At 64.7% G+C, this 23,487-nt stretch carries 22 protein-coding genes; 11 read left to right on the forward strand and 11 right to left on the reverse strand.

Annotated elements, in window-relative coordinates:
* Positions 1-5 precede the first annotated feature (5 nt).
* Complete coding sequence (locus tag ATC04_RS04535) at positions 6-1,124, forward strand: CDP-glycerol glycerophosphotransferase family protein (protein ID WP_052772472.1); 1,119 nt, start codon at positions 6-8, stop codon at positions 1,122-1,124.
* A 9-nt stretch (positions 1,125-1,133) separates the two neighbouring features.
* On the opposite strand, the gene ATC04_RS04540 is transcribed toward ATC04_RS04535, so the two are convergent.
* The 4 genes from ATC04_RS04540 to ATC04_RS04555 form a co-directional block, all read right to left on the reverse strand.
* Entirely contained in the window at positions 1,134-2,624 is a 1,491-nt protein-coding gene (locus tag ATC04_RS04540; protein WP_047119939.1) for an aminobutyraldehyde dehydrogenase, read from the reverse strand.
* Positions 2,625-2,661: 37 nt separating this feature from the next.
* A complete protein-coding gene (locus ATC04_RS04545; RefSeq protein WP_047119938.1) occupies positions 2,662-4,107 on the reverse strand; it encodes an FAD-dependent oxidoreductase in 1,446 nt (481 codons plus the stop codon).
* 357 nt (positions 4,108-4,464) lie between these two features.
* A complete protein-coding gene (locus ATC04_RS04550) occupies positions 4,465-4,932 on the reverse strand; it encodes a hypothetical protein (RefSeq protein WP_146956053.1) in 468 nt (155 codons plus the stop codon).
* Positions 4,907-6,829 carry a primary-amine oxidase gene (locus ATC04_RS04555; RefSeq protein WP_047119936.1) on the reverse strand — a complete coding sequence of 641 codons (1,923 nt, stop codon included), beginning with the start codon at positions 6,827-6,829 and terminating at the stop codon, positions 4,907-4,909. Before ATC04_RS04555 ends, ATC04_RS04550 begins: the two co-directional genes overlap by 26 nt.
* A 130-nt stretch (positions 6,830-6,959) precedes the next feature.
* Here ATC04_RS04555 and ATC04_RS04560 point away from each other — a divergent pair, with 130 nt between their 5' ends.
* From ATC04_RS04560 to ATC04_RS04575, 4 genes are all read left to right on the forward strand, one after another.
* Complete coding sequence (locus ATC04_RS04560; RefSeq protein WP_047119935.1) at positions 6,960-7,553, forward strand: TetR family transcriptional regulator C-terminal domain-containing protein; 594 nt, start codon at positions 6,960-6,962, stop codon at positions 7,551-7,553.
* A 114-nt stretch (positions 7,554-7,667) separates the two neighbouring features.
* Positions 7,668-8,588, forward strand: coding sequence for a helix-turn-helix domain-containing protein (locus ATC04_RS04565; RefSeq protein ID WP_052772471.1), 921 nt, complete (start codon positions 7,668-7,670; stop codon positions 8,586-8,588).
* Positions 8,589-8,699: 111 nt separating this feature from the next.
* Positions 8,700-10,130: an APC family permease gene (locus ATC04_RS04570; RefSeq protein WP_047119933.1), complete on the forward strand. Its 1,431-nt coding sequence runs from the start codon at positions 8,700-8,702 to the stop codon at positions 10,128-10,130.
* A gap of 30 nt (positions 10,131-10,160) precedes the next feature.
* Positions 10,161-11,573, forward strand: a complete 1,413-nt coding sequence (locus ATC04_RS04575) for an aldehyde dehydrogenase family protein (protein WP_047119932.1) — start codon at positions 10,161-10,163, stop codon at positions 11,571-11,573.
* Between the two features lie 57 nt (positions 11,574-11,630).
* On the opposite strand, the gene ATC04_RS04580 is transcribed toward ATC04_RS04575, so the two are convergent.
* Together ATC04_RS04580 and ATC04_RS04585 are read right to left on the reverse strand one after the other, a co-directional pair.
* Positions 11,631-12,089 carry a hypothetical protein gene (locus ATC04_RS04580; protein WP_047119931.1) on the reverse strand — a complete coding sequence of 153 codons (459 nt, stop codon included), beginning with the start codon at positions 12,087-12,089 and terminating at the stop codon, positions 11,631-11,633.
* Between the two features lie 167 nt (positions 12,090-12,256).
* On the reverse strand, positions 12,257-12,475 hold the full coding sequence (locus ATC04_RS04585) for a DUF2188 domain-containing protein (RefSeq protein ID WP_146956051.1): 219 nt from the start codon (positions 12,473-12,475) through the stop codon (positions 12,257-12,259).
* A 328-nt stretch (positions 12,476-12,803) separates the two neighbouring features.
* On the opposite strand from ATC04_RS04585, the gene ATC04_RS04590 reads away from it, so the two are divergent.
* Positions 12,804-13,247, forward strand: coding sequence for a transporter substrate-binding domain-containing protein (locus tag ATC04_RS04590; RefSeq protein WP_047120885.1), 444 nt, complete (start codon positions 12,804-12,806; stop codon positions 13,245-13,247).
* A gap of 44 nt (positions 13,248-13,291) precedes the next feature.
* Positions 13,292-14,218 (forward strand): cation diffusion facilitator family transporter, encoded by a 927-nt coding sequence (locus tag ATC04_RS04595; RefSeq protein ID WP_231735907.1) that lies wholly within the window; start codon positions 13,292-13,294, stop codon positions 14,216-14,218.
* Positions 14,219-14,225: 7 nt separating this feature from the next.
* Here the strand turns inward: ATC04_RS04595 and ATC04_RS04600 are convergent, their stop codons facing one another.
* Together ATC04_RS04600 and ATC04_RS04605 are read right to left on the reverse strand one after the other, a co-directional pair.
* Complete coding sequence (locus ATC04_RS04600; protein ID WP_047119928.1) at positions 14,226-15,665, reverse strand: NAD(P)/FAD-dependent oxidoreductase; 1,440 nt, start codon at positions 15,663-15,665, stop codon at positions 14,226-14,228.
* Between the two features lie 33 nt (positions 15,666-15,698).
* Entirely contained in the window at positions 15,699-16,190 is a 492-nt protein-coding gene (locus tag ATC04_RS04605) for a hypothetical protein (protein ID WP_047119927.1), read from the reverse strand.
* Between the two features lie 304 nt (positions 16,191-16,494).
* Here ATC04_RS04605 and ATC04_RS04610 point away from each other — a divergent pair, with 304 nt between their 5' ends.
* The 4 genes from ATC04_RS04610 (at position 16,495) to ATC04_RS04625 (ending at position 19,941) form a co-directional block, all read left to right on the forward strand.
* A complete protein-coding gene (locus ATC04_RS04610) occupies positions 16,495-17,607 on the forward strand; it encodes a YbdK family carboxylate-amine ligase (RefSeq protein WP_052772470.1) in 1,113 nt (370 codons plus the stop codon).
* A gap of 136 nt (positions 17,608-17,743) precedes the next feature.
* Positions 17,744-18,772 carry an iron-containing redox enzyme family protein gene (locus tag ATC04_RS04615; protein WP_047119926.1) on the forward strand — a complete coding sequence of 343 codons (1,029 nt, stop codon included), beginning with the start codon at positions 17,744-17,746 and terminating at the stop codon, positions 18,770-18,772.
* On the forward strand, positions 18,769-18,972 hold the full coding sequence (locus tag ATC04_RS04620; RefSeq protein WP_047119925.1) for a CDGSH iron-sulfur domain-containing protein: 204 nt from the start codon (positions 18,769-18,771) through the stop codon (positions 18,970-18,972). Before ATC04_RS04615 ends, ATC04_RS04620 begins: the two co-directional genes overlap by 4 nt.
* A 156-nt stretch (positions 18,973-19,128) precedes the next feature.
* Positions 19,129-19,941: a shikimate 5-dehydrogenase gene (locus ATC04_RS04625; RefSeq protein WP_047119924.1), complete on the forward strand. Its 813-nt coding sequence runs from the start codon at positions 19,129-19,131 to the stop codon at positions 19,939-19,941.
* 58 nt (positions 19,942-19,999) lie between these two features.
* On the opposite strand, the gene ATC04_RS04630 is transcribed toward ATC04_RS04625, so the two are convergent.
* From ATC04_RS04630 to ATC04_RS04640, 3 genes are all read right to left on the reverse strand, one after another.
* Positions 20,000-20,458 (reverse strand): HtaA domain-containing protein, encoded by a 459-nt coding sequence (locus ATC04_RS04630; RefSeq protein ID WP_052772469.1) that lies wholly within the window; start codon positions 20,456-20,458, stop codon positions 20,000-20,002.
* 148 nt (positions 20,459-20,606) lie between these two features.
* Complete coding sequence (locus tag ATC04_RS04635) at positions 20,607-21,971, reverse strand: aspartate aminotransferase family protein (RefSeq protein ID WP_047119923.1); 1,365 nt, start codon at positions 21,969-21,971, stop codon at positions 20,607-20,609.
* A 5-nt stretch (positions 21,972-21,976) separates the two neighbouring features.
* Positions 21,977-23,479: a CoA-acylating methylmalonate-semialdehyde dehydrogenase gene (locus tag ATC04_RS04640; protein WP_047119922.1), complete on the reverse strand. Its 1,503-nt coding sequence runs from the start codon at positions 23,477-23,479 to the stop codon at positions 21,977-21,979.
* Positions 23,480-23,487 lie beyond the last annotated feature (8 nt).

Genomic DNA, 23,487 nt, shown 5'->3' on the forward strand with positions numbered 1-23,487 from the left:
AACGCATGCCGTTGATTCCATCCCCAATCAATCAAGCCGCTGGAAAAGCCAAGTCCCTGCTGGCCGAGCGCTCGGTGCGAGCCCAGATCGCCGAAGCCTCCCGTGGACTGGAACAGGCGGATGTGGTCCTGTTCTTCGCTGAAGGCCCGGGCCAGATCTACCAGCTGGACACCTGGCTGGAGACCTTCGAACGGCTGGCCGACCAGGGGATGAGCACCGGGGTGGTGCTCATGGACGCGCTCAGCGCGCGGCAGGCGCTGGACTCGACCAGCCTGCCGCTGCTGTTCACCCGCTCCATGGAGCAGATCGAGAAGCAGCTGGCCGCGATGGGCACCAAGGCCATCTGCTACGTGAACAATTCGCAGCGCAACTTCACCATGCTGCGCTTCAACGGCCCGGCGCACATCCACCTGAACCACGGCGAGAGCGAAAAGGCCTCCATGGTCTCCAACCAGCTCAAGGCCTACGACTACGCCTGCGTCGCCGGCCCGGCGGCGGTCGAGCGCATCCGCGAGGCCATCCCGCGCTTCGACCTCGCCCACCTGGTGCAGATCGGCCGCCCGCAGCTTGATGCGCTGACGCCCAGCGGCCCGAGCGCCAGGATCCGGGTGCTCTATGCGCCGACCTGGGAAGGCGATTCCCAGGCCATGGCCTATTCCTCCATCACCGCGCTGGGGGAGCGGATCCTCGCCCAACTGCAGGCCGACGACCGCTTCGAGGTCCGCTTCCGCCCGCACCCCAAGACCGGTGACGTGTCGGGCGAAGCCCGCAAGTCCATCACCGCATTGAAGTCCAACTACACCTCGCTGCTGGATCCCACCGCGGACGCCGGCCAGTCGCTGGTCTGGGCCGACGTGGCGATTTGCGACATCTCGGCCATGTCCTACGACGCGGTGGCACTGAATGTGCCGCTGCTGCTGGCCGGGGACCGGGACTGCAAGCTGCGCCAGGGCCTGCCGGCGGACCAATTGCTCGGCCACGCCAACGGGCTGGCCGACCGCGTGGCCGCGCTGGCGGCCTCCGGGGTGTCCGGACGGCAAAAGCAGCTGGCCCAGTATTTCTTCGCCACCACCGAACCGGGGGGCGCGACGGAAAAACTGGGCCAGCTGCTGCGCAGTGTCTGACGCTTCGGGCTAGCGCTGCTTGAACACCGTGTCCTGCCATTCGCGGTGGGCCGCGGTGTCATGGGCGATCAGCACGTGTTTGACGTTCGTGTACTCGTCGAAGGAGTACTGACTCATGTCCTTGCCCATGCCCGAGGCCTTGTAGCCGCCGTGCGGCATGTCCGAGACGATGATGATGTGCTCGTTGATCCACACGCAGCCGGCCTGGATCTCGGCGCTGGCGCGCATGGCGCGGTTCACGTCCTTGGTCCAGGCGCTGGCGGCCAGGCCGTAGGGGGTGTCGTTGGCCAGCTCGATGGCCTGCTCGTCGGTGTCGAACGGCAGCGCCACCAGCACCGGGCCGAACACCTCGTCCTGCACGATCTCCGAATCCTGCGCCGCTCCGGTGATCAGGGTCGGGCGGTAGAAGTTGCCCGGACGGTCAACGCGCACGCCTCCGGCCAGGGCGGTGGCCCCGGCGGCGACGGCGCGCTCGACCATGGCCGCGACCTTGGCCGCATGCTGCTCGCTGATCAGCGCGCCCATGTCGGTGTCCTCGTCGGTCGGATCCCCGACCACCATGGCGTCCATCAGCTCGGCCACGCGGGAGGTGAACTTCTCGAACACCGAGGAGTGCACGTAGGCGCGAGTGGCGGCGGTGCAGTCCTGGCCTGCGTTGATGGTGGAACCGGCCACCGCGCCGTGAGCTGCTGCCTCGATATCCGCGTCGTCGAAAACCACGAACGGCGCCTTGCCGCCCAGTTCCAGATGCACGCGCTTGCCGCTCTCGGCGGCCATGGACATGATCTTCAGGCCCACCGCGGTGGACCCGGTGAAGGAGGTCATCTTCACCAACCGGTGGCGCACCAGCGGCTCGCCGACCTCCACGCCGCCGCCGACCACCACGTTGATGACGCCGTCGGGCAGTCCCGCGTCCTTGGCGGCCTGCGCGAACAGCAAGGTGGTGCCAGGGGTGAGCTCGCTGGGCTTGAGCACGATGGTGTTGCCCGCGGCGATCGCCGGCAGCACCTTCCATGCGGCCATCTGCAGCGGGTAGTTCCACGGGCTGATCGAGCCGATCACGCCGATGGCCTCGCGGCGCACCATCGAGGTGGTGTTTCCGGCGTAGTCCCCGGCGGCCAGGCCCTGCAGGTTGCGGGCCGCTCCGGCGAAGAAGTTCACGTTGTCGATCGAGCCCGGCACATCGAATTCGGTGGACATGCGGATGGTCTTGCCGGTCTGCGCGGTTTCCACCTGTGCCAGCAGGTCGGCCTTGCCCTGCAGCTCGCGGGCCAGGGCCAGCAGGTGGTCGGAGCGCTCGCCCGGGGTGAGCTTGGACCAGCTGGAGAACGCGGCGGCCGCTGCCTGCACTGCCTGGTCGACCTGGGCGGCGGTGGCGGTGTCCACGTCCATCAGCTTCTGGCCGGTGGCAGGGCTGGTGCGGGTGATGGCAGGGCCTTCGCCGCGCACGAACGCGCCGTTGATGAACTGGTGGCCCTCGGTGAATTCAAAGGTAGTCATAGGTGGTTCCTTGGATAGGTAGTGGCTGGCGGCGGGCTCAGGAATCGAAGCCCATGCCGATCTTGTCCATGAGCTTCAGGAAGGGCGAGCGCTTGCCTTCGTTGCGGTCGGCCTTCACCAGGTGGCTGGTCATCAGCTTCACGCCGACCCAGGCGGCAGGCTCCGGCGGGAACGGGATCGGCTTGGTGCGCACCAGTTCCAGCTCGGTCAGCTCGGTCTTCGCGCCGGAGAGCAGGTCCAGCATGACCTTGCCGCCGAAGCGGGTGGCGCCCACTCCCAGCCCGGTGAAGCCGGCGCAGTAGGCGACCTTGCCGCCGTAGGCCAGGTCGAAGAAGGAGAAGAAGCGCGAGCAGGTGTCGATTGCCCCGCCCCAGGCGTGGGAGAACTTCACCTCGCGCAGCTGAGGGAAGCTGCCGAAGAAGTGCGAGGCGAGCTTCTCGAAGGTTTCCTGGTTGGTGTCGTAGCTGGAACGCACCTTGCCGCCGAAGTGGTAAACCGCGTCGTAGCCGCCGTACAGGATGCGGAATCCGCCCTGCTCGTCGATGGTCGGGCGGGAGTAGTGGAAACGGTTGTTCATGTCAGCCAGTCCCACCATCGGATCCCAGCCGATGGCGGCACGCTGTTCTTCGGTCAGCGGCTCGGTCATCAATGCGTAGTCGTAGACCGGGATGACGTGGGCGCGGTGGCGCTTGAGCAGCGAGGGGAAGACGTTGGTGGCCAGTGCGACGTGCTTCGCGGTCACCTGTCCGTCGGCAGTCAGCGCGCGCATGGTGGCGCCGTCCTCGACCAGCTCGGTGACTTGGGTGTGCTCGTAGATCTTCACGCCAAGCTCGGTGCAAACCCGGGCAAGTTCCCAGACCAGCTTGGCGGGGTGGACCAGCGCGGAGCTGTCCTTGTCCCAGGCGCCGGCCAGGAAATCGGGGGAGTTGATGAGCGTGCGGGTACCGGCGGCATCCAGGACCTCGACGCCCTCGGATCCGGCTTCCTCGGTGACCCATTCGATCTGGTGGGGTTCGGTGGCAACGTTCAGCACGCCGTCGCGGGTGAAGTCAACGTCCATGGTGTAGCGTTCGACGGTTGCCTGCAGCTCGTCGAGGTTCTGCGCGCCAAGCTTTGCCAGCAGCGCGTTCTCCCTGGGCAGGTGGTTCTCGCCGTTGGTTTCGCCGTGGACCAGCGAGGCTTCGCAGAAGCCGCCGTTGCGTCCTGAGGCGGCCCAGCCGATGCGCTGGCCCTCGAGCAGCACGACCTCGCGTTGCGGGTCGCGCTCCTTGGCCTGCAGCGCAGTCCACAGGCCGGTGTAGCCGCCTCCGACCACCAGCAGGTCGGTGTCGACGCTGCCGTGCAGCGCGGACTTCGGCGCCGGGCGCTTGTCCGTGTCCAGCCAGTAGCTGGTGTGCTTGGCGTCGGCCAGCGAGGCGGAGATGTGCGCGCGCGAGGCCTTGGCCTCGTGGCGGTCGAATGAAATCGGGTTGGTGATAGCCATGGTGGTCCTTGGTCTGAAAGGTATGGGGTCGGGAAGGAATGCGGGTTCAGGCGCGGTGCGTGGCGCATTCCAGTGGTACGACCAGGGGACCTTGGGCCTTCGCGGTGAACTGAGCGCGGGTGATCTCGGAAGATTGCCAAGGGGCAGTCAAGGGTATCCCTCTTCTCAAGGTCAAGATCACGAATAGAATGTGATTCATTACATATTCAATCGTTCCGCGGTAGCGGTGTCAAGCCAAACCCGACCAACTGGTCGGTTTGTGACGAGCCAGTCTTTTAGCGACTTCAGATGTGCCCTGTTGCAGGCAGGCAAAAGCCCCCGGGCTGTTTCGAATGAAACAGCTCGGGGGCTTGGGTATCAAGGTCGGCTGAGCGCGGCGGGAACCGGAAGATTCGCCGCGTTGGCCGCCCCGGCATGCCGGCGGCGGACCACTAGCGCCGAGGCGAACATGAGCGCGAACTCCATGAGCGCGATCAGCAGCATCGGGACCGCATGGCTTCCTGGGTGCCCCGAGTGCCCATCGTGATGCCCGGTGAACCAAGGCATCCCGACAACCATCGCGATATGCGCCGCTCCCATGGCCGCGCACATGCCCAGCAGTTCCAGCGCGTTCCCGCCGCGCAGCACGCACCAGGCGCACTTAAGGCACCAGGCGGTCATGGCCAGCAACAGCGCCGTCCACAGCGGCGCGTGCGGGATGAGCGCCAGTACCGCCAGATGCACTACGGCCGAGCCGAGCACGGCCGCGCCCAGCACGCGGTTCCCGAGCTGCACCCGGGCCGGTGCTGCCGGGGCGGCGCTAGCCGTTAGAACCGCAGCAGCCATCGGCTTCGGTGGTGGCGCAGCAGCCGTGCTTGGCAGGCTCCGGGACATCCAGCACCGGCGAGCGGTCGAAGAAGCCCTCGGGGCGGATCTTGAAGCCGACGGTGTCCACCGGCATGATCGGCCAGTCCTCGGTGCGCGGGAAGTGGGTCAGCGCGAAGGTGTGCCACAGGCTGATCTTCTCGCCGTCGATGCTCTTGTCGTCCTCGATCCAGGAGCCGATGCCGTCCACGCCCGGGTTCTGGTTCACGAAGTCGCCGGTCGGGTAGCGGTGGGCGGCGTTGCGCTGGGTGACCCACAGGGCCTTGGAGGCGAACTGCGCGCGCTGATGCACCGAGGAGCCTTCGGCGGCCAGCAGGGTCGGCAGGCCCTGGGGCAGCAGCTTGAAGCCCACCGGCTTGCCCAGGTAGTTCTTCTTCTCCGGGTTGGTGACCACCCAGGTGCGCCCGGCGGCCTGATTCGCGTCGCGCACCGCCTGCTTCTCGGTGGCTAGCACGGTGTGGCTGCGGGTGAAGGCGTTGCCGCGCGGGTTCTCCTCGCTGATCGGCAGGCGTACCGCTTCTTCCTCGATGACCTGGCTCGGCCCGCCGTCCAGCGAAAAGTCGAGGCGGGCGCCGAACAGGTGCTGGTGGAACGGCGCACCCAGGCCCGGGGCCATCTCCGAGGCGAAGCGCTCGTCGCGCATCGCGGAGGTGAACACGATGCCGGTGGCCTTGGCCTCGAACTCGATGGTGCCGTCCAGGTACAGGTACCAGTAGAAGCCGTAGTCGTAGTTGCCCACGGTAGTGAAGAAGCTGATCACTAGGCGGCGGTTGCGGCGGGTGTACTTCACGCCCGACCAGTCGTCCGAGTGCTTGGAGAGGATCGAGGCGTCTTCCTCGTGCATGCAGATGCCGTTGGTGATTCTCTGCGCGTTGCCGTCGGCGTCGGTGATCACCGGGGAGATGTAGTGGATCTCGCCCAGGCAGTCGCAGCCCAGTTCCAGGGAGTTGGCGAAGCGGCCGACCAGGTACTCGCCGGTGTCGAAGTAGTTCTGCCAGCTGCGCACCGGCGACGGATCGCCGTAGGGGACCACCATCTCGGCGATGGACGCGCGGTCAAGGATGCGGCGGCGCTCGCCCGCATCGTCGAAGCCGATGTTGTAGAGCACCAGGCCTTCGCGCATGTCGAAGCCGATGTCCAGCGACCACTTCTCCCACTCGACGTGGTTGCCCTCGGTCACGGTGAAGCTGGCGCCCTGCGGCTGGGTGATCTCGATCGGCTTCTGGGAGGTGCGGACCGGGCCGGTCAGCTCGGGATCGGTGTAGTTGCCGTGGGTGGCAGGGATCTCGACATTGCCGAAGTCCAGCAGCTGGTCGACCTTCGCGGCGATGGTGTCGATGTAGACGACCAGGCCGTCGATCGGGTGCGCCCAGGCGGAGTCCTCGGCGAAGTCCTGGCGGAAGGCCAGGCCGCGCAGGATGCGGCGCCCGGATTCCTCCGGGTACTCGAACACGCCGGCGGACAGCGGGGCGACGCGCACCTGGTCGGTGCGCAGCCCGCGCTTGGCCAGCGCGGCGACCCACTGCTCGTCCTCGGCCAGGATCGCTTCCATCATCTCGAATTCCTCGACCAGCACCGGCAGCTGTCCCACCGCGGCCGGGTCGAGGTTGATGACCGAAGCGACCTCGCCCCGGGTCAAGTCCAGCACCACGTCCTTGGGTTCGTTGCGCAGCTTGTCCATGAGCATGACGCGCACCAGGCGGTCGGCGTTCTGCTCGCTCGGGTCCTCAAGGCCCATGTAGGCGATGCGGGTGTGCTCGGTGAACAGCCGGTTCTCGACCAGCAGCGCCTTGGCTGCGGCGATTTCCTGCTCGGCGAGCAGGGTGAAGTTGGTGTCCACGGAGGTGGTTTCAGTCATGATGCTGGAGCCCTTCGGTGATGGGATGTGATCCACAACATTTTTTGTTCTCTGGGTGTAGAGAATACGGTGCTGTGACCCACGACGCAAGCCCTGCGGTGAAACGCGTCATTGCGCCTAGGCTTAAGCCATGCCGAAAATCGTCGACCATGACCAGCGCCGTCGCGAGATCGTAGAAGTCACGTGGAGATTCATCGCCCGCGAGGGCATCGCGAAGCTGAATTTGCGCGACCTGGCCGCGGCCGCCGGTTACGCCAACGGCGGGCTGAAAATCTATTTCCCGACCAAGGATGCGATTCTCGCGGCCACCTTCACCTACGTCGCCGAGTCCACCGATGCGCGGATCGAGCGCAGCGCCGGCTCGCTGGAAGGGCTGGCGGCCATCGAGGCCTTCGCCCACGAGGTGCTGCCGCTGGACGAGCTGCGCCGCGACGAGGCCCGGGTTGCCGTGCACTTCTGGCACCTGGCGCTGGGTGATCCGGCGCTGGCCGAGGCCAATGCCCGAACCATGCAGGGCTGGCGCGACGCTCTGGATGCCTGGCTGGAGCAGCTGCTGGGCGCCGGGCACCCGGAGGCTTCGGCGGCGCGCGATGCGCTGATCAACTTCCTGATGGGCGCCCAGGCCGGAAGCGTGCTCGACGAGCAGGCCAATACCGTGCAATCGCTGCTTGAACAGCTCGAGCACCATCTGGCCGGGCTGTCGCGGCTAGCCGAAGCCCGCTGATCTTTCCTCTACGTAGGAAGAAAAACCGTGACTTTTCGGTCTTTGTGGGCTACCCTCGAACGTGTCGCCCGGCACAGTCGCGGGCGCAGAGCACAGGGGGCGTGGATGTATCAGGTGCAGCATGTTGACTCGTTTTCCGCATGGTCGGCGCTGATCTCCGACGCCTTCGTGCAGCTGCGCAGCGAACAGGTCTCCCGCGGCCACTTCGCCGCCACGCTCGGGGCCAACATGCTTGGGGACATCGGCCTGATGCGCATCACCGCCAAGCCGCACGCCGTGCTGCGCACCGAGGACTTGAGCACCAGCGGGGACGGGGACTACTACAAGGTCTCCTACCAGCTCGACGGGCACGGCCTGCTCATCCAGGACGGGCGCGAAACCGTGCTGTCCCCGGGGGATCTGGCCATCTACGACACCCAGCGCCCCTACACCCTGTCCTTCGACAAGCCTGCCTCCGTCATGGTGGCGCTGGTGCCGCACGACCAGTTCAGGCTGTCCCCGCAGCAGGTCGGGCAGATCACCGCTGTCGCGCTGAAGCACGAGCACCCGCTGGCCGGCACCGTCACCCCGCTGCTGCGCCACCTGGGCAACAACCTGGCCGCCTGGGACGAATTCGGCGGCTACTCGCTGGCCCGCAACACCGTTGACCTGATTGCCACCGCCCTGGCCGGCGCGCTGGGCGGGGAAAACCAGGCCGACTCCAAGGCCGCGCAGCGCCAGCGCATCACCGCCTACATCGACGCGCACCTGGACGAACCCGAACTGGATCCGGCGCGCATCGCCGCCGCGCATTTCATTTCGGTGCGTTCGCTGCACGCGCTGTTCGAGCACGAGCCGCGTACCGTCGCCGCGCTGATCCGGCACCGCCGGCTGCAGCAGGCACGCACGCTGCTGCGCGATCCGCTGCTCGGGCAGGTCTCCGTGCAGCGCATCGGCGCGAAGGTGGGCATCCCCGACGCGGCGGGCTTCAGCCGCATGTTCTCCCGTGAATTCGGCCTCACCCCGGGCCGCTTCCGCCAGCAGCAGGCCGCCTGAACGCACAGGCGGCGAACCTGCGCCCAAGCGCAAGAGCGCTGCACGCAATGCCAAGGTGATCCACGCCATACCGGGGGATCCTAGAGTTACCTACTCGTAATGGGGGATCCAATGGGACTCGAACAACGCAAACTGGGCGTGCCGGCCCTGGTCGTGATGATCATCGCGGCCAGTGCACCGCTCACCGCCGTCGCCGGCGGCGTCACCACCAACTATGCGGTCACCGGCATGCAGTCCGTGCCGCTGTCATTCCTCGTGGTCGGCGCGATCCTGTTGGTCTTCAGCATCGGCTACACCGCCATGAGCCGCCACATTCCCAACGCCGGCGCGTTCTATGCCTACATCGCCCAGGGCCTGGGCCGGGCCTCCGGCGTGGGCGCCGCGATGATCGCGGTTGTCAGCTACAACCTGATGCAGATCGGCATCTACGGCATGTTCGGCTTTGCCGCTTCCTCCTTCGCGAATTCCATGATGGGCACGCAGATCCCCTGGTGGGTCATGGCCTTGGCGGCCTGGGTGCTGGTCGGCCTGCTGGGCGTGAACCGCGTGGACTTCTCGGTCAAGGTGCTGGGCATCGTGGTGGCCGCCGAGTTCCTGGTGGTTGTCATCTACAACGTGATGGCCTTCGTCATCTCCCCGGAGGCCCCGGCCCCGGGTGCCGCCTTCGACCTCTCGGACGCGATCGCACCCGGCATGGGCGCTGTCATGGCGTTCACCATCGCCGCGTTCATGGGCTTCGAATCCGGCACCATCTACAACGAAGAAGTCAAGGACCCCAAGCGCACCGCCCGCACCGCCACGATCATCGCAGTCATCGTGATCGCCTGCTTCTACGCCTTCTCCGCATTCGCGATCTCCGTGGGCGAGGGCGCCTCGAACGTGCTCGGCGCCTCGGCCGAATTCGGCCCGGATCTGATCTTCGTCTTCTTCGCCACCCACGGCCCGGCCTGGTTCGTGGACCTGGCCAACCTGCTGTTCATCACCAGCCTGTTCGCCGCGCTGCTGGCGTTCCATAACGTGGTTGCCCGCTACTTCTACTCCATGGGCCGCGGCGGCGCACTGCCCGCCTTCCTGGCCGGCACCTCCCGCCGCACCCACGCCCCGGTCGCCGGCTCGCTGGCCCAGTCGATGCTGGCGCTGATCGTGATCGCGGTCTTCGCTGTCATCTCCACCGGCGAAGACCCGATGTTCATCGTGTTCACCATGTTCACCTGGCTGACCAATTCCGCGGCCTTCGGCCTGGTGCTGCTCATGGCGCTGACCTCCTTCGCGATCATCGGATACTTCGCCACGCACCGCACCAGCGATTCGCTGCTCACCCGGGTCATCGCCCCGCTGCTCTCCGGAGCCGCACTGGTCTTTATCTTCATCCAGATCGTCATCAACTTCGACGTTTTGCTCGGCATGGAAGAACCGGGCATGCTGGGGTACATCCTGATGGCCATCGTCATCGTGCCGGGCATCATCGGATTCCTGGTGACCACCGCGGCCCGATCCAAGGCCGTCATCAAGACCGACGCCGACCAAGTCCCAGTCCTCTAACCACACCACCCACGTAAAGGAGCCAAATCAATGGCCTACGCAAATGCCCAGGAACTGCTCGCGGCAATCTCGCCGGCGACCGGCGGCACCGAAGTCCTCGACCCGGCCACCGGCGAGCTTGTCGGCCGCGTGGCGGAGAAGTCCGTCTCCGACCTGGACTCCGCCGTCGCCGCGGCCCGCGCCGCCCAGCCGGCCTGGGACGCGCTGGGGCACGATGAGCGCAAGCGCCTGCTGAACGCCGCCGCGGACAACATCGAGGCCAACGCCGAGGCCCTGGCCGAACTGCTCTCCCGCGAGCAGGGCAAGCCGTTGAACGGCCCGAACGCCCGCTTCGAGGTCGGGGGAGCAGCCGCCTGGCTGCGCGCCGCCACCGCCTACGACGTGGACCCGGAAGTCGTGGTCGACGACGGTGAAACCTACGCCGCCAAGCACTACCGCGCCCTGGGCGTGGTCGGCGCCATCGGCCCGTGGAACTGGCCGATGATGATCTCGATCTGGCAGCTGGCCCCGTCCCTGCGCATGGGCAACACCGTGGTGATGAAGCCCAGCGAATACACTCCGCTGTCGGTTATCGCCCTGGGCCACATCCTCAACGAGGTCCTGCCGGCCGACGTGCTGCACGTGGTGGCCGGCGGGCGCGAGGTCGGCGAGAAGCTCTCCGCCCACCCGGACATCGACAAGATCATGTTCACCGGCTCCACCCGCACCGGCAAGGCGATCATCCGCTCCTCGGCCGACACCGTGAAGCGCCTGACCCTTGAGCTCGGTGGCAACGACGCCGGCGTGGTCATGGAGGACGCCGATCCGCAGGCCATCGCCCAGGACCTGTTCTGGGGCGCCTTCATCAACACCGGCCAGACCTGCGCCGCCCTCAAGCGCCTCTACGTGCCGGAATCCATCTACGACCAGGTCTGCTCCGCGTTGACCGAGGTCGCCAAGGCCATGCCGATGGGCGTGGGACTGGACGAGAACAACGTGCTCGGCCCGCTGCAGAACAAGGCGCAGTACGACATCGTCGCCGACCTGGTGAAGGACGCCGTGGACTCCGGCGCCACCGTGCTGCTCGGCGCCAACCCGGATGATTCGGCGGCCGGCTACTTCTACCCGACCACCCTGATCAGCGACATCGACCCGGGCAACCGCCTGGTCACCGAGGAGCAGTTCGGCCCGGCGCTGCCGATCATCAAGGTCAAGGACAGCGCCGAGGCCATCAAGCACGCCAATGCCCTGGAGGTCGGCTTGGGAGCCTCGGTCTGGGGCTCGGACCGTGCCAAGGCGTTGGAAGTTGCCGCCCAGCTGCAGGCAGGCACCGTGTGGATCAACTCCCACGGCACCATCGACCCGCGCATCCCGTTCGGCGGTGCGAAGCAGTCCGGCTACGGCCTCGAATTCGGTCTCGACGGCCTGAAGTCCCTGGCCCAGCCGCAGGTCATCAAGGGCTAGCAACCGCTGCCAGGGCGCCGCACCGCAAGGTTCGGCGCCCTGGCATTTTTTAACGCGTCATCCCCGGGGCTTCGGGTGGTAGTGGTACCAGAGGTCCTCGATGAATGGCTCGTTGCCTGCGCGGACGTCCACCCGCGCATTGCTGAAGCTCGTGCCGTCATCCAGCGTGATGTCCGCACTCATCCACGAGCCGTTGAACGTGCCGAGCTCGAGTTTCGCCGGATTGTAGAGCTGCTCGATGTTCGACTGCAGATTCCGGGCCGATGAGGTGTAGCCGAGCACCGCAAAAATGCCGAGTGCCGCCATCAGTGACAGCACCAACCCGCCAGCGACGAGTTCGGCACGGATGGAAGAGCGCAACTTGTAGGTCTGGTAGCCATCTGCCAGCTGCTCGAACTTCTTCCGACGGTACCAGCCGTGCAGCAGCAGCGGCACGCCTCCGATGAGCAGCACGGCGGCCACCCCGAAGCCCAGCACCGGGGTGATGAAATCCACGTTCAGGTATCGCTCCTCCATAACCCCACGTTATGACGGTACTTTCCCTTGTGCGACCTCATTTTGGATGATTTCTCCGCTGGCATCGAAAGTGCCCGGAGGCGATCGGACCTTTCCGGCGCGTGCCGAGCATGCCGAAGAGCTGCCGTTTCTCGGTGGCAGGCGCAGACAGCCGAGCAGCATCCGGGTTATCGGTCTTCGCGCCGTGGGGTATGGATGTTCTCACGGAATTCGAGTTCCCCGGTCGCGTCATGAACGAAGATTTCGCCCGAACCGAGCTCCTCGGCTTTTTTGCAGGCAATGTCATAGGCTTCGGCTCGTGAGTGGCAAGTTGCCAGGTGCTTCCCGCTGAGAGTCACGACCCAGGCCTCGCTGTTGGCCAGAATTTGGAAGTGGTTGGCGCTCATGCTCTTTCCTTTCTCGGGGGCCATGGGGAAGCGTTTGCTTCGATGTGAGATCTGGTCACTGGTTGGGACGCCGGAAAAGATCGGCCTTGCCTCCACCATTCCATGCTGATTTCCGGGCTTCCAGATGGTTCAGGGAATATCCAGAGTAGACCCCTCGCGCGATGATCGGGGATTCTGGATATTTCCTCTGATATCCAGATCGGGCATGAACTGTCTCGCTTTCCGTCCTACATTGAGCACATCACCGTTCGGTCGCTACTGGACGGCACGAGAAGGAGAGAAAGTAGTGCGGGTTAAGACAAGGACATTGCAGAAACTCCTACCGGGCATGGCCGTGCTGCCCTTGCTGGCCGGCTGCGGCGCACAGATTCCCGTGGATCCCGAGGGAACGCTTGAGGACGTCAGATCGGGGACCATCAGCGTCGGAGTATCACCGAATGCGGACTTCGTGGAGGTTTCGAACGGGCCGTTGCAAGGTTCCGAAATCCAGATCATTCAGAATTTCGCCGAAAACCTCGATGCTGAGGTGGAATGGACGGTGGGAGGCGAGGAACAACTCGTCGAAGCTTTGGAAAACGGTGATCTGGACCTCGTGGCCGGAGGGATCAGTTCCAAGACTCCGTGGGCCGAACAAGTCGGGATGACACGGCCCTATACGACTCACGTGGATGTTGATGGCAAGGAAAGCAAAATCGTGATGCTGGTGCCGCCCGGCGAGAATGCTTTCCTCTTTGAAGTGGAACGCTTTCTCGACCGGACACAGATGCCATGAATAGCTCGCCCGGAACCCATTTGCCCGAGGAACAGAAGCGACTGATGCGCCGCGCCGCCAAGCTGGAGTGGATCAGCGTTGGATACGCGGCTTGCACGATCACAGTGGTCGCCCTGGTTGTTGGGAATTCGCAGGCTATGAGGACGGCTTGGGTTGAGGACATGCTCTCGGTGCTTCCGCAGCTTGCCTTCCTCATCGCTCTGCGCTGGACGCGCAAGCCACGCAAGCCACGCCAGCCGTACGGCTATCACCGTTCCATGGGTGCCGGACATCTCGTCGCAGGCGTGGCGTTGCTGGTGGTAGGCGCCATGCTGGCCTACGAATCGATTACCGCGTTGGTTAAGACGGAACATCCCACCATCGGAACGGTCAATCTGTTCGGCCACACAATCTGGCAGGGGTGGCCGATGATTGCGGTGATGACGGTTATTGTCATCCCCGCGCTCATCCTCGGTCGGCTGAAGATCAAGGTCGCCAAGCCACTGCACAACAAGCTGCTGTACGCGGATTCAAAGATGGCCAAGGCCGACTGGCAGACCAACGCGGCTTCCATCGTGGGTGTTGCCGGAATTGGTCTGGGAATCTGGTGGCTGGATGCCGTGGCCGCATTGGTCATCTCGCTCGGAATTCTCAAGGACGGCTGGGACAGCACACGCTCAGCGACCTCCGACCTGCTCGACAGCCGAGCATCCGACCTTGACGGCACCGATCCGCATCCGCTGGTGTCGAGGATCGAGGAGCAGCTGGCCCGAATGAATTGGGTCGAGGAATCAGCGGTCAGGGCTCGTGAACTAGGCCAGGTTCAGCACATCGAGGTTTTCGTGGTTCCGCATTCGGGGCAGGTCGGTGTCAAGCAGGTCGCTGAGGCCTGTGCTGAGCTGGAGGAACTCGATTGGCCGGCCTACGACGTAGTGATGATCCCCGTGAGTTCGATCCCGGACTATTTAAGCAAGGCTCCGGCCAGGGTGTGAAGCCCTGCTAATGGGCACCCGTGGCACGAATGCCGTGGTCCTGCAGGGCGGCGAACGCGGCATGCCAACCGCCCATGCCGTGAACGCCCCCTCCTGGGGGCGTGGACGAGGAACAAAGATACAAGCCGTCCGGGGCCAGACGATAGGGATTGAGGGAGACGGTAGGTCGCAGGAACTGCTGCAGTCCGCGCAGCGAGCCTCCGGCGATATCGCCGCCGACGAGGTTCGGATTCCAGCGCTCCAAATCCGCTGGGCTGCTCTCGCGGCGCGAAATGACGCGGTCGGTAAATCCCGGGGCGAAGCGTTCGATCTGCGCATCGATAAGAGCACCGGCACGGCCTGCATAGCCATTGGGAACGTGCGCGTACGACCAGACGACGTGCTTGCCCTCGGGAGCGCGGGTGGCATCCGCGCTGGAAGGCTGGACAACCATCACGAACGGCTTGTCCGGCATGCGTCCCCGGTTGACCTCTCCCTCCGCCCGGGCGATCTCGGGTGCATCGCCGCCGACGTGCACCGTGCAGGCTTGTTGTGTGCGCTGATCGGTCCACGGAATTGGTCCGTCCAGCAGATAGTCGACCTTGTATACGGCAGTTCCGTATCGCCATCGGGACAACTGTTGGGCATAACGCGCAGGCAACCTGTCGCGTGCGATCGACAGGATCTGTCGCGGTGTCAGGTCCATGATCGTGATGTCCGCGGGCGGAAGCTCGCCGAGACTCCTGACTTCATGACCGGTATGGATGCGTACCGAGCGGGATTTCGCGGCGCGGCCCAGGGCTTGGATAATCGATCCGGTGCCGCCATGCGCTACCGGCCAGCCCCAACTTGAGCCCAGCGACCCGAAGATGATCCCGAACCCCGAGGTGAATGGATGGGATTGGGGAAGCATGGAGTGCGCACTGGTTCCGGAGAAGAGGGCCCGGGCTTGTCGGCTGCGCAAGACGCTGGAGGCCATGACGGCCGTTGGAGGTAGTGAGCGCAGACCGAAGCGTGCCATCAGCACAGGGTTCGGTGGCACGCGCAACAGCGGGCCGGTCACGTTGTCCAGCAGCTGCTGCGCACGCTTGACGAAGGGGCCGTGCAGGGCCGTCCAGATTTTCCGATCCGCTGCGAATTGGGCGGTGGTAGCCGCGAGCGTTTGGTGCAGGAGCACGCTCGGTGCGTCATCGAGCGGATGAGCCAGCGGCATGTCGTGGAAATCCCAGCTCAGGCCGTGGCTATGCAAGTCCAAGTGCCGGAACGCCTTGCTGCCGTAGGCAAAAGGATGGGCCGCCGCACCCAGATCGATCAAGGCCTCGCCATCAAATGCCCGGGCGCTTGCGGCGGCACCCCCGATCTCCTCGTTCCGTTCGTAGACATCCACTTCGATTCCGTTTTCGGCAAGGATCGCAGCGGCGGTCAGGCCATTGGGGCCGGAGCCGATAACATGGGCGCGCAGTGTCATATAACTTGTTTCCGTATCTCAGTTCGGTCAAACTCAGCGAAAGCGCTCGGCCCATGAACTGTCGCTGAACTCCGATAGTTGGCGAATCTGCGATTCGGCACGCAACTTCAGATCGCTCAGCAAGGCTTGGTCCAGCGTCGGCTCTTCACCAACCATGAGCAGCAGGGTGCGCCACATGCTGTGCTTGGCATTCAGCAGGCCGGTCAGCACATCGAGCTGTGTCTGAGCCAGCGTCTTGCGGCGCTGCCGCAGGGGATTGAGCAAGTTGATCTTGCCCAGAAGCTTAGCCCATGGCTCGGCAAGCAATGCAAGGCCGTGGGGCTCACGGCCCAGCTTTTGCAAGATGCGCTCGAGATCCTGCTGGTCTTCCTTAACCTGCAACCAGAGGGAGTGGAAGACGTCCGCATGTTGAGTATCGGCCCACATCCGTTTGGCGCTGGCGAAATGTTCCAGCCCGGCAGCGGAACCCAAATGGTGTTCACTGAGGTATTTATGCAATTTCTCGTGATCAATTGGCTTCTTCACTACGTGGCATCCTCAAGAAACTAGGCGATTTCATCCACCCGGAAAGCTTTTAATCCGGTCCCTTGTGCACCAGCGTAGGGAGAGTCCGGTGGCGATGTTATGCATGCGACGCGAACTCATGGGAAATCACCAGAAACCCGTGGCAGCTCTGGTGGAATTCGGGCGATGTGGAGGAAGACGCAGTTCGCGGAAATGTTGCGTTCTTCTTTGCGTTTCCTGTGATTCGGAGCCGGCATGCCGAGCCGAGCCGCAAGCCCGCATAAACTCCAGCTGAAGCAGAATCGACATCCCGGAAGGATAGTGCATGCCCAGAACTTTCGGGATCGAGGAAGAGTTTTTCCTCGTGAATCCCCAGACCGCGACTTTGGCCACGGTCCCGCCCGGCTTACTGGGGGATCTGCAGGGCGAGAACCTGGCTGGGGCAACGCTTGTCCCGGAGCTCCTCCGTCCCCAGGTGGAACTTGTATCCGGAATTTGCACCAGGGCATCCGATGCCTTGGAAAGCTTGCTGTTGGGTCGACAGAAGCTGCAGGAAGCGTGTGCGGGTGCAGGCCTGGCGGCAGTAGCAACTGGCACGCCGCCCTTCCTTCCCGGAGCGACGGAGGTGTCCGAAGGGCAGCGTTACGAGGATATCCGCCAGTTCGTGCCGGGGATCGTGCGCGAGCATTACATCAACGGGCTGCATATCCATGTGCATATCCCTGACGCCCCAACCGGGCTGCAGGCCATGAACGTGCTGCGCCCGTGGCTTCCAGCACTGACTGCCATTGGGGCGAACTCGCCGGTCTGGAACGGTGAGCTTTCCGGATTTGAGTCCTGGAGGATGGTGCATTACCGCCGTTGGTCCGTGATAGGCGTTCCTCCGGCGTTCGACTCCATGGAGCACTACCAGCGGATGCGCCGGATAATGCTCGATTCCGGCGCCCTGCTCGACGCTGGACATATCGGCTGGGCCGTGCGCCTGTCCGAGCGCAACCCCACCATAGAGGTGCGCACGGCCGACGGGCAGTTGACGGCCGACGAATCGGTGGCCATAGCCATGCTGGTTAGGGCTCTGGTGGATACCGGTCTCGCGCAGGGAGGCGTGGCCAAGACCGTGGAGGACCGGCTGCTGGATCTCGGTCTGTGGCATGCCTCCAAAATGGGCCTGTCAGGACCGCTATTCGATGCGGGAACCGAAACCAGACTGGAGCCGGAGCAAGTGCTGGGGCAATTGCTCGACTATGCCGGCGAACATCTGGCGCACAACGGCGATCTCGATTTCGTGCAGAACTACTTCGCGCGGATCACCTCTGTCGGGAACGGCGCGCAACGGCAGCGCGCAAGCTGGGCACGCGGGGGAGGCACGGCACTCGTCCACGACGCCCAGCAGGAATTCGCCCGGGAAACGATTTCGGAACTCCGCAGCAACCCATGACTGGCTGGCGCGTTTCGAGCTGGCTCGAATGCCTCGTGTGAATTCTCTGGTAATCCGTACCCCGGCCCGGTCAACCGGTTGGCCATTGCCTATAGTCGTTTTTTCAGTATGTGTGCATTAAGGAGCAGGTGGAGAAGTGGAGCTTCCAGAAGACCGCGGCCGGATCAGCGAATCTCTTTTCGAGGTGCTGAGAACCTACGACCCCGATGTCGATCTGTCAGGTTTGGAACATGAGGCCTTCAAAGTCCTGGACTCGGAAGACATCCTCCATAGCGAGGACATCCAGATTGTCCTATTCGTCCTCTACGAACTGCACTACCGCGGGTTCGATGGCATCGATGCACGCTGGGAATGGAACCCGCCTCTGCTGGGCCTTCGGGCAAAGATCGAAGAACAGTTTGAGGCACGATTGCGGCAGATCGCCGGGGATCCAAGTTTCTCGCTCGGATCTGCCCAGGATACGGCTCGACAACTTTTCGCCCTTGCCAGCGCGGACGACGGACCATCGGTCTCGACCTACATATCCCGGCATGCGACGGTTGAGCAGGCGCGTGAATTCCTGATGCACAAGTCCATCTACCAGCTCAAGGAAGCCGACCCGCATTCGTGGGCGATTCCACGCCTGACAGGGCGCGGAAAGTCCGCATTGATGGAGATCCAGTTCGACGAGTACGGGGCAGGCAGGCCCGGCGCCATGCACTCCGAGCTGTTCGAAACCACCATGCGGGGGCTGGGGCTCGACTCCGAGTTCGGAGCCTATATCGAGTCGTTGCCTGCCATCACGCTGGCGTCGGTCAACATGATGTCGTTCTTCGGCCTGCATCGTCGATTGCGCGGCAGCATCGCCGGCCACCTTGCCATCTACGAGATGACATCGTCGATCCCCAATGCCAGGTATGCACGCGGATTCCGGCGCCTGGGCTTCGACTCCCCGGTGACAGACTACTTCGATGAGCATGTGGAAGCCGATGCGGTCCACGAGCAGATCGCCGGTCGCGATCTGGCGGGCGGATTGATCGAGCAGGATCCCAGCATCGCCGAAGCGGTGTTCTTCGGCGCGCAGGCGGCTTGCGCCATCGACGCGCTGGTGGGAGCCCACCAGCTTGAGGCGTGGGGCCGGGGCCGTTCGTCCCTGCGCCAGCCGAAAGTAAAGGTCGAGGCATGAGCGCGGAGGGAGCGCAGATCGTGGTCTGCCCGCAGGGGCCGCTGATTCTCCGTGGCGACTTCGAGATTCTCGACGCGGAGGGCGAAGCTGTTCCGACAAGCCGTGAAACCGTGGCGTTGTGCCGTTGCGGAAGCTCGGCCATCAAACCGTTCTGCGACGGCACGCACAAACTCAAGAAGTTCGAAATGCCACGTGACTGACGGCGAGTCCCCTCCAAGCCCGACGGAGCTGATGCGGCCAGATCGATGGAGCCGGAGGACTCGGAGCGCAAAAAACATCTTTAATGCCCCGGGGTCGCTTGCAGCCGCCGTATATTAGGTGAAGACCTCGTCCCCCCGACTCCGGAAGAGCTCTGCATGCCCATCCTGAATAAAGACATGACCCTGTGCATCTCGCTGTCCGGCCGGCCGTCGAATATCGGCACCCGCTTCCACAACTACCTGTACGAGGAACTGGGGCTGAACTTCATCTACAAGGCGTTCTCCACCGACGACTTGGCCGGTGCGATTGCCGGCGTCCGCGCCCTGGGCATCCGCGGCTGCTCGGTGTCCATGCCTTTCAAGGAGGACGTCATGGCGCTGGTGGACACCATCGAGCCTTCGGCGGCGGCCATCGACTCGGTGAATACCATCGTGAACACCGACGGCCACCTCAGCGCCTCCAACACCGACTTCGAGGCGATCGCCACGCTGATCGGGCGCCACGAGCTGGACCCGTCGGCGAACGTGCTGGTCCGCGGTTCCGGGGGCATGGCCAAGGCGGTGGTCGCGGCATTCCGCGATGCCGGCTTCGAGAACCTCACGGTGCTCGCGCGCAACATCGCCGCGGGAGGGGCGCTGGCGCAGAAGTACGGCTACGCATTCATCGATGCCGATCCGGAACCGGGCCACCAGGTGCTGGTCAACGTCACGCCGCTGGGCATGGACGGAGAACAGGCCGCTATCCAGTCATTCAGCGATGCGCAGATCGCCGCGGCGGAAACGGTGTTCGACGTGGTCGCGTTCCCCAGCGAGACCCCGCTGGTCGCCGCCGCACGGGAGCACGGAAAGCAGGTCATCACCGGGGCCGAGGTGATTGCCCTGCAGGCCGCCGCGCAGTTCGAGAAGTACACGGGACATGGGCTCAGCGAGGATCAGGTCATCCGCGCCTCCGAGTTCTCCCGACAGTAGGAACTGAAAAACCCTGCACCGCGCGTGCGGTGCAGGGTTTCCCTGTAATAGGCGTTTTCTAGCCGCGCAGGGTGACTTCGACTTCTTCCATCGCCTGCCCGGCAGGGTACTGCCCGTTGAACATCTTGGAGCCGTCTTCAGTCACCACGGCCGAGAACCGGGTTCGGGTCATGCCCATGGCGTGCGAAACTCCGGTCTCGGTCAGTTCCGCGATGGCAGTGCGGCCCTCGGGGGTGTCGATGGTCAGGAAGATCGACTCGCCCTGGTTCTCGATGCGCGGTTCGTTCAGCTCGAGCTTCATCATCCCGCCGTGGCCCGAGAAAGACACGCGCCCGTTGAACCAGATCTCGTTGTCGGGAACGTCCACCGCCGGGTGCACGGGGAAGGCCAGCGCGTTGCCGACCTGCCACACGCCATTCGAGGCCTCGATGCGGCCGTCAGCCAGCGATGCAATGTATCCAACGAACGAGGCCTTGACACCCCACTGAAGATGCGGCTGGAAAGCGTCGCCTGCCATGAGTTCCTCCATAAAGATTTGCGGTTGACCCCAGTATTTCACAGCACCAGCGGGAGCCTGCGGCCCATTCATCTGCCAGCGAATTGTTAATACCGAATATTAAAAAGCACAGCTGGCAGGGGGATTCCTGCCAGCTGTGCGGGGTCGGCTACTTGACGAAGCCGTCGGCGACGACGAGCGCCTGTTCCAGCTTGTCCAGCGCCTCGATGAGCACGTCGTCCGGGATGTTCAGCGCCGGCACCACGTGCAGGCGGTTGAAGTTCGCGAACGGCAGCAGGCCTGCGGCGCGGGCCGCGGCGATGACCTGGTTCATTTCCGGCGAGCTGCCGCCGTAGGCGGCCAGCGGTTCGCGGGTTTCGCGGTTGGTGACCAGTTCGATCGCCCAGAACACGCCGGTTCCGCGCACGTCGCCCACCGACGGGTGGTCGGCCTTGAACTGCGCCAGGCGCGGGCCGATGATCTCATCGCCCAAGCGCTTGGCATTGGCAACCAGGTCCTCTTCCTCCATCGCTTCGATGGTGGCAACCGCTGCCGCGCAAGCCAGCGGGTGGCCCGAGTAGGTCAGCCCGCCCGGGTAGACGCGCTCGCGGAAGGTCTCGAAGATCTGCGGGGAGATCGCCACGCCGCCCAGCGGCACGTAGCCGGAGTTCACGCCCTTGGCAAAGGTCATCAGATCCGGAACAACGTTCCAGTGGTTCACCGCGAACCATTCGCCCGAACGGCCGAAGCCCGCCATGACCTCATCGGCGATGAACACGATGCCGTACTTGCGGGTCAGCTCGCGCACGCCTTCCATGTAGCCTGCCGGCGGCACGTAGATGCCTGCGCTGCCCGGGATCGACTCCAGGACCAAGGCGGCGATGTTCGATGCACCCTCGAGGATGATCGTGTCTTCCAGGTGCTTCAGCGCGCGCTGGGTCTCTTCGGCCTCCGTGGTGGAGTTGAAGTAGGAGCGGTACGGGTAGGCGGGGAAGAAATGCACGACGCCGTCGGAGGCGTTGTCCGAGGCCACGCGGCGCGGATCGCCGGTGACGTTCACCGCCAGGTGGGTGCCGCCGTGGTAGCTGCGGTACGCGGAGAGCACCTTGTGCTTGCCGGTGTGCACGCGGGCCATGCGGATGGCGTGCTCGTTGGCGTCGGCGCCGCCGTTGGTGAAGAAGATCTTGTCCAGGTCGCCCGGGGTGTGCGAGGCGATCAGCCGCGCCGCCTCGGAGCGAGCGTCGTTCACGTGCTGCGGGGCGATCGTGGCGATCTTGCCCGCCTGCTCGATGATCGCCGCGACGACCTTCGGGTGCTGGTGGCCGACGTTCGTGTTCACCAGCTGGCTGGAGAGGTCGATGAGCTTGTTGCCCTCGCCGTCCCACACGTACGAACCCTCGGTCTTCAGGATCGTCATCGGGTTGAACGGGCCCTGCGCCTGCCAGGAGTGGAAAACGTGCTCGCGGTCAAGTTCGTGGGCACGCTGGCCGGCTGCGATCTGCTCGCTGGTGATGTCGCTGATTTCGGTAGTCATTGGTCCTAGTCGTTCTGTGGGAAGCCGAGGTTGATGCCGCCGTGGCTCGGGTCCAGCCAGCGCTTGGTGACAACCTTGTTGCGGGTGAAGAACTTGAAGCCCTCCGGGCCGTAGGCGTGCTGGTCGCCGAACAGCGAGGCCTTCCAGCCGCCGAAGGAGTGGTAGCCCACCGGTACCGGGATCGGCACGTTGACGCCGACCATGCCCACCTGGATGCGGTTCTCGAAGCGGCGGGCGGCGCCGCCGTCGTTGGTGAAGATCGCGGTGCCGTTGCCGTACTTCGAGGAGTTGATCAGCTCGACGCCCTCGTCGAATGACTCCACGCGGACCACGGACAGAACCGGGCCGAAGATCTCGTCGGTGTAGATGCTCATGTCGGTGGTGACGTTGTCGAACATGGTCGGGTGCAGGAAGAAGCCTTCGCCGTCGGCGTCCACCGTACCGGTGCGGCCGTCCAGGGCCAGGGTGGCCCCGGCGGCGATGCCGGCGTCGATGTAGCCTGCGACCTTGTCGCGGTGCTCGCCGGTGATCAGCGGGCCCATGTCGCAGCCGCGGGTGCCATCGCCCACGCGCAGGGTCTTGGCGCGCTCGGCGATCTTGGCGACCAGCTGATCGGCGATGCCCTCCAGCGCAACGACCACGGAGATCGCCATGCAGCGCTCGCCGGCGGCGCCGAAGCCGGCGTTCACCGCCATGTCGGCTGCCAGGTCAAGGTCTGCGTCGGGAAGCACCAGCATGTGGTTCTTCGCTCCGCCGAAGGCCTGCACGCGCTTGCCGTTGGCAGTGCCGGTGGAGTAGACGTACTGGGCGATCGGGGTCGAGCCCACGAAGGAGACCGAGGAAATGCGCTCGTCGTTCAGCAGGGTGTCGACCGACTCCTTGTCGCCGTGCACGACGTTCAGCACGCCGGCAGGCAGGCCTGCCTCGGCGAACAGCTCGGCCATCCAGTTGGCGGCCGACGGGTCCTTCTCCGAAGGCTTGAGCACCACGGTGTTGCCCGAGGCGATGGCCACCGGGAAGAACCACAGCGGCACCATGGCCGGGAAGTTGAACGGGGAGATGATGGCCGAGACGCCCAGCGGCTGGCGCATGGACTGCACGTCGACGCCGGTCGAGGCGTTCTCCGAGTACTCGCCCTTGAGCAGGTACGGCGCGTTGCAGGCGAGCTCCACGACCTCCAGGCCGCGGGCGACCTCGCCCAGCGCGTCGTCGAGCACCTTGCCGTGCTCGGCGGTGATGATCGCCGCCAGCTCGCCCTTGCGCTCGGTGAGCAGCTCGCGGTAGCGGAACATGATGGCGGTGCGCCGTGCCAGGGAGGTGTCGCGCCAGCCCGGGAAGGCTGCGTGCGCGGAGGCGATCGCTGCCTCGGTGGTTGCCTTGGAGGCCAGTGCCACCTCGCGGGCGACCTCGCCGGTGGCAGGGTTGTAGACCTTGCCGGTGCGGTCGTCTGCAACGTAGTTGGCGTTGTCGATCCAGTGCTGCAGGGTTGATGTCAGCGTCGTGTTCATCGTGGCTC

Source organism: Arthrobacter sp. YC-RL1, from assembly GCF_001454985.1.
GTDB classification, from domain to species: domain Bacteria; phylum Actinomycetota; class Actinomycetes; order Actinomycetales; family Micrococcaceae; genus Glutamicibacter; species Glutamicibacter soli.

Excerpts from the sequence above, each read along its gene's own strand:
- ATC04_RS04535 (WP_052772472.1), top strand. The coding sequence starts at position 6 with ATGCCGTTGATTCCATCCCCAATCAATCAAGCCGCTGGAAAAGCCAAG.
- ATC04_RS04540 (WP_047119939.1), bottom strand. The coding sequence starts at position 2,624 with ATGACTACCTTTGAATTCACCGAGGGCCACCAGTTCATCAACGGCGCG.
- ATC04_RS04545 (WP_047119938.1), bottom strand. The coding sequence starts at position 4,107 with ATGGCTATCACCAACCCGATTTCATTCGACCGCCACGAGGCCAAGGCC.
- ATC04_RS04550 (WP_146956053.1), bottom strand. The coding sequence starts at position 4,932 with ATGGCTGCTGCGGTTCTAACGGCTAGCGCCGCCCCGGCAGCACCGGCC.
- ATC04_RS04555 (WP_047119936.1), bottom strand. The coding sequence starts at position 6,829 with ATGACTGAAACCACCTCCGTGGACACCAACTTCACCCTGCTCGCCGAG.
- ATC04_RS04560 (WP_047119935.1), top strand. The coding sequence starts at position 6,960 with ATGCCGAAAATCGTCGACCATGACCAGCGCCGTCGCGAGATCGTAGAA.
- ATC04_RS04570 (WP_047119933.1), top strand. The coding sequence starts at position 8,700 with ATGGGACTCGAACAACGCAAACTGGGCGTGCCGGCCCTGGTCGTGATG.
- ATC04_RS04575 (WP_047119932.1), top strand. The coding sequence starts at position 10,161 with ATGGCCTACGCAAATGCCCAGGAACTGCTCGCGGCAATCTCGCCGGCG.
- ATC04_RS04580 (WP_047119931.1), bottom strand. The coding sequence starts at position 12,089 with ATGGAGGAGCGATACCTGAACGTGGATTTCATCACCCCGGTGCTGGGC.
- ATC04_RS04585 (WP_146956051.1), bottom strand. The coding sequence starts at position 12,475 with ATGAGCGCCAACCACTTCCAAATTCTGGCCAACAGCGAGGCCTGGGTC.
- ATC04_RS04590 (WP_047120885.1), top strand. The coding sequence starts at position 12,804 with ATGGCCGTGCTGCCCTTGCTGGCCGGCTGCGGCGCACAGATTCCCGTG.
- ATC04_RS04595 (WP_231735907.1), top strand. The coding sequence starts at position 13,292 with ATGCGCCGCGCCGCCAAGCTGGAGTGGATCAGCGTTGGATACGCGGCT.
- ATC04_RS04600 (WP_047119928.1), bottom strand. The coding sequence starts at position 15,665 with ATGACACTGCGCGCCCATGTTATCGGCTCCGGCCCCAATGGCCTGACC.
- ATC04_RS04610 (WP_052772470.1), top strand. The coding sequence starts at position 16,495 with ATGCCCAGAACTTTCGGGATCGAGGAAGAGTTTTTCCTCGTGAATCCC.
- ATC04_RS04620 (WP_047119925.1), top strand. The coding sequence starts at position 18,769 with ATGAGCGCGGAGGGAGCGCAGATCGTGGTCTGCCCGCAGGGGCCGCTG.
- ATC04_RS04625 (WP_047119924.1), top strand. The coding sequence starts at position 19,129 with ATGCCCATCCTGAATAAAGACATGACCCTGTGCATCTCGCTGTCCGGC.
- ATC04_RS04630 (WP_052772469.1), bottom strand. The coding sequence starts at position 20,458 with ATGGCAGGCGACGCTTTCCAGCCGCATCTTCAGTGGGGTGTCAAGGCC.
- ATC04_RS04635 (WP_047119923.1), bottom strand. The coding sequence starts at position 21,971 with ATGACTACCGAAATCAGCGACATCACCAGCGAGCAGATCGCAGCCGGC.
- ATC04_RS04640 (WP_047119922.1), bottom strand. The coding sequence starts at position 23,479 with ATGAACACGACGCTGACATCAACCCTGCAGCACTGGATCGACAACGCC.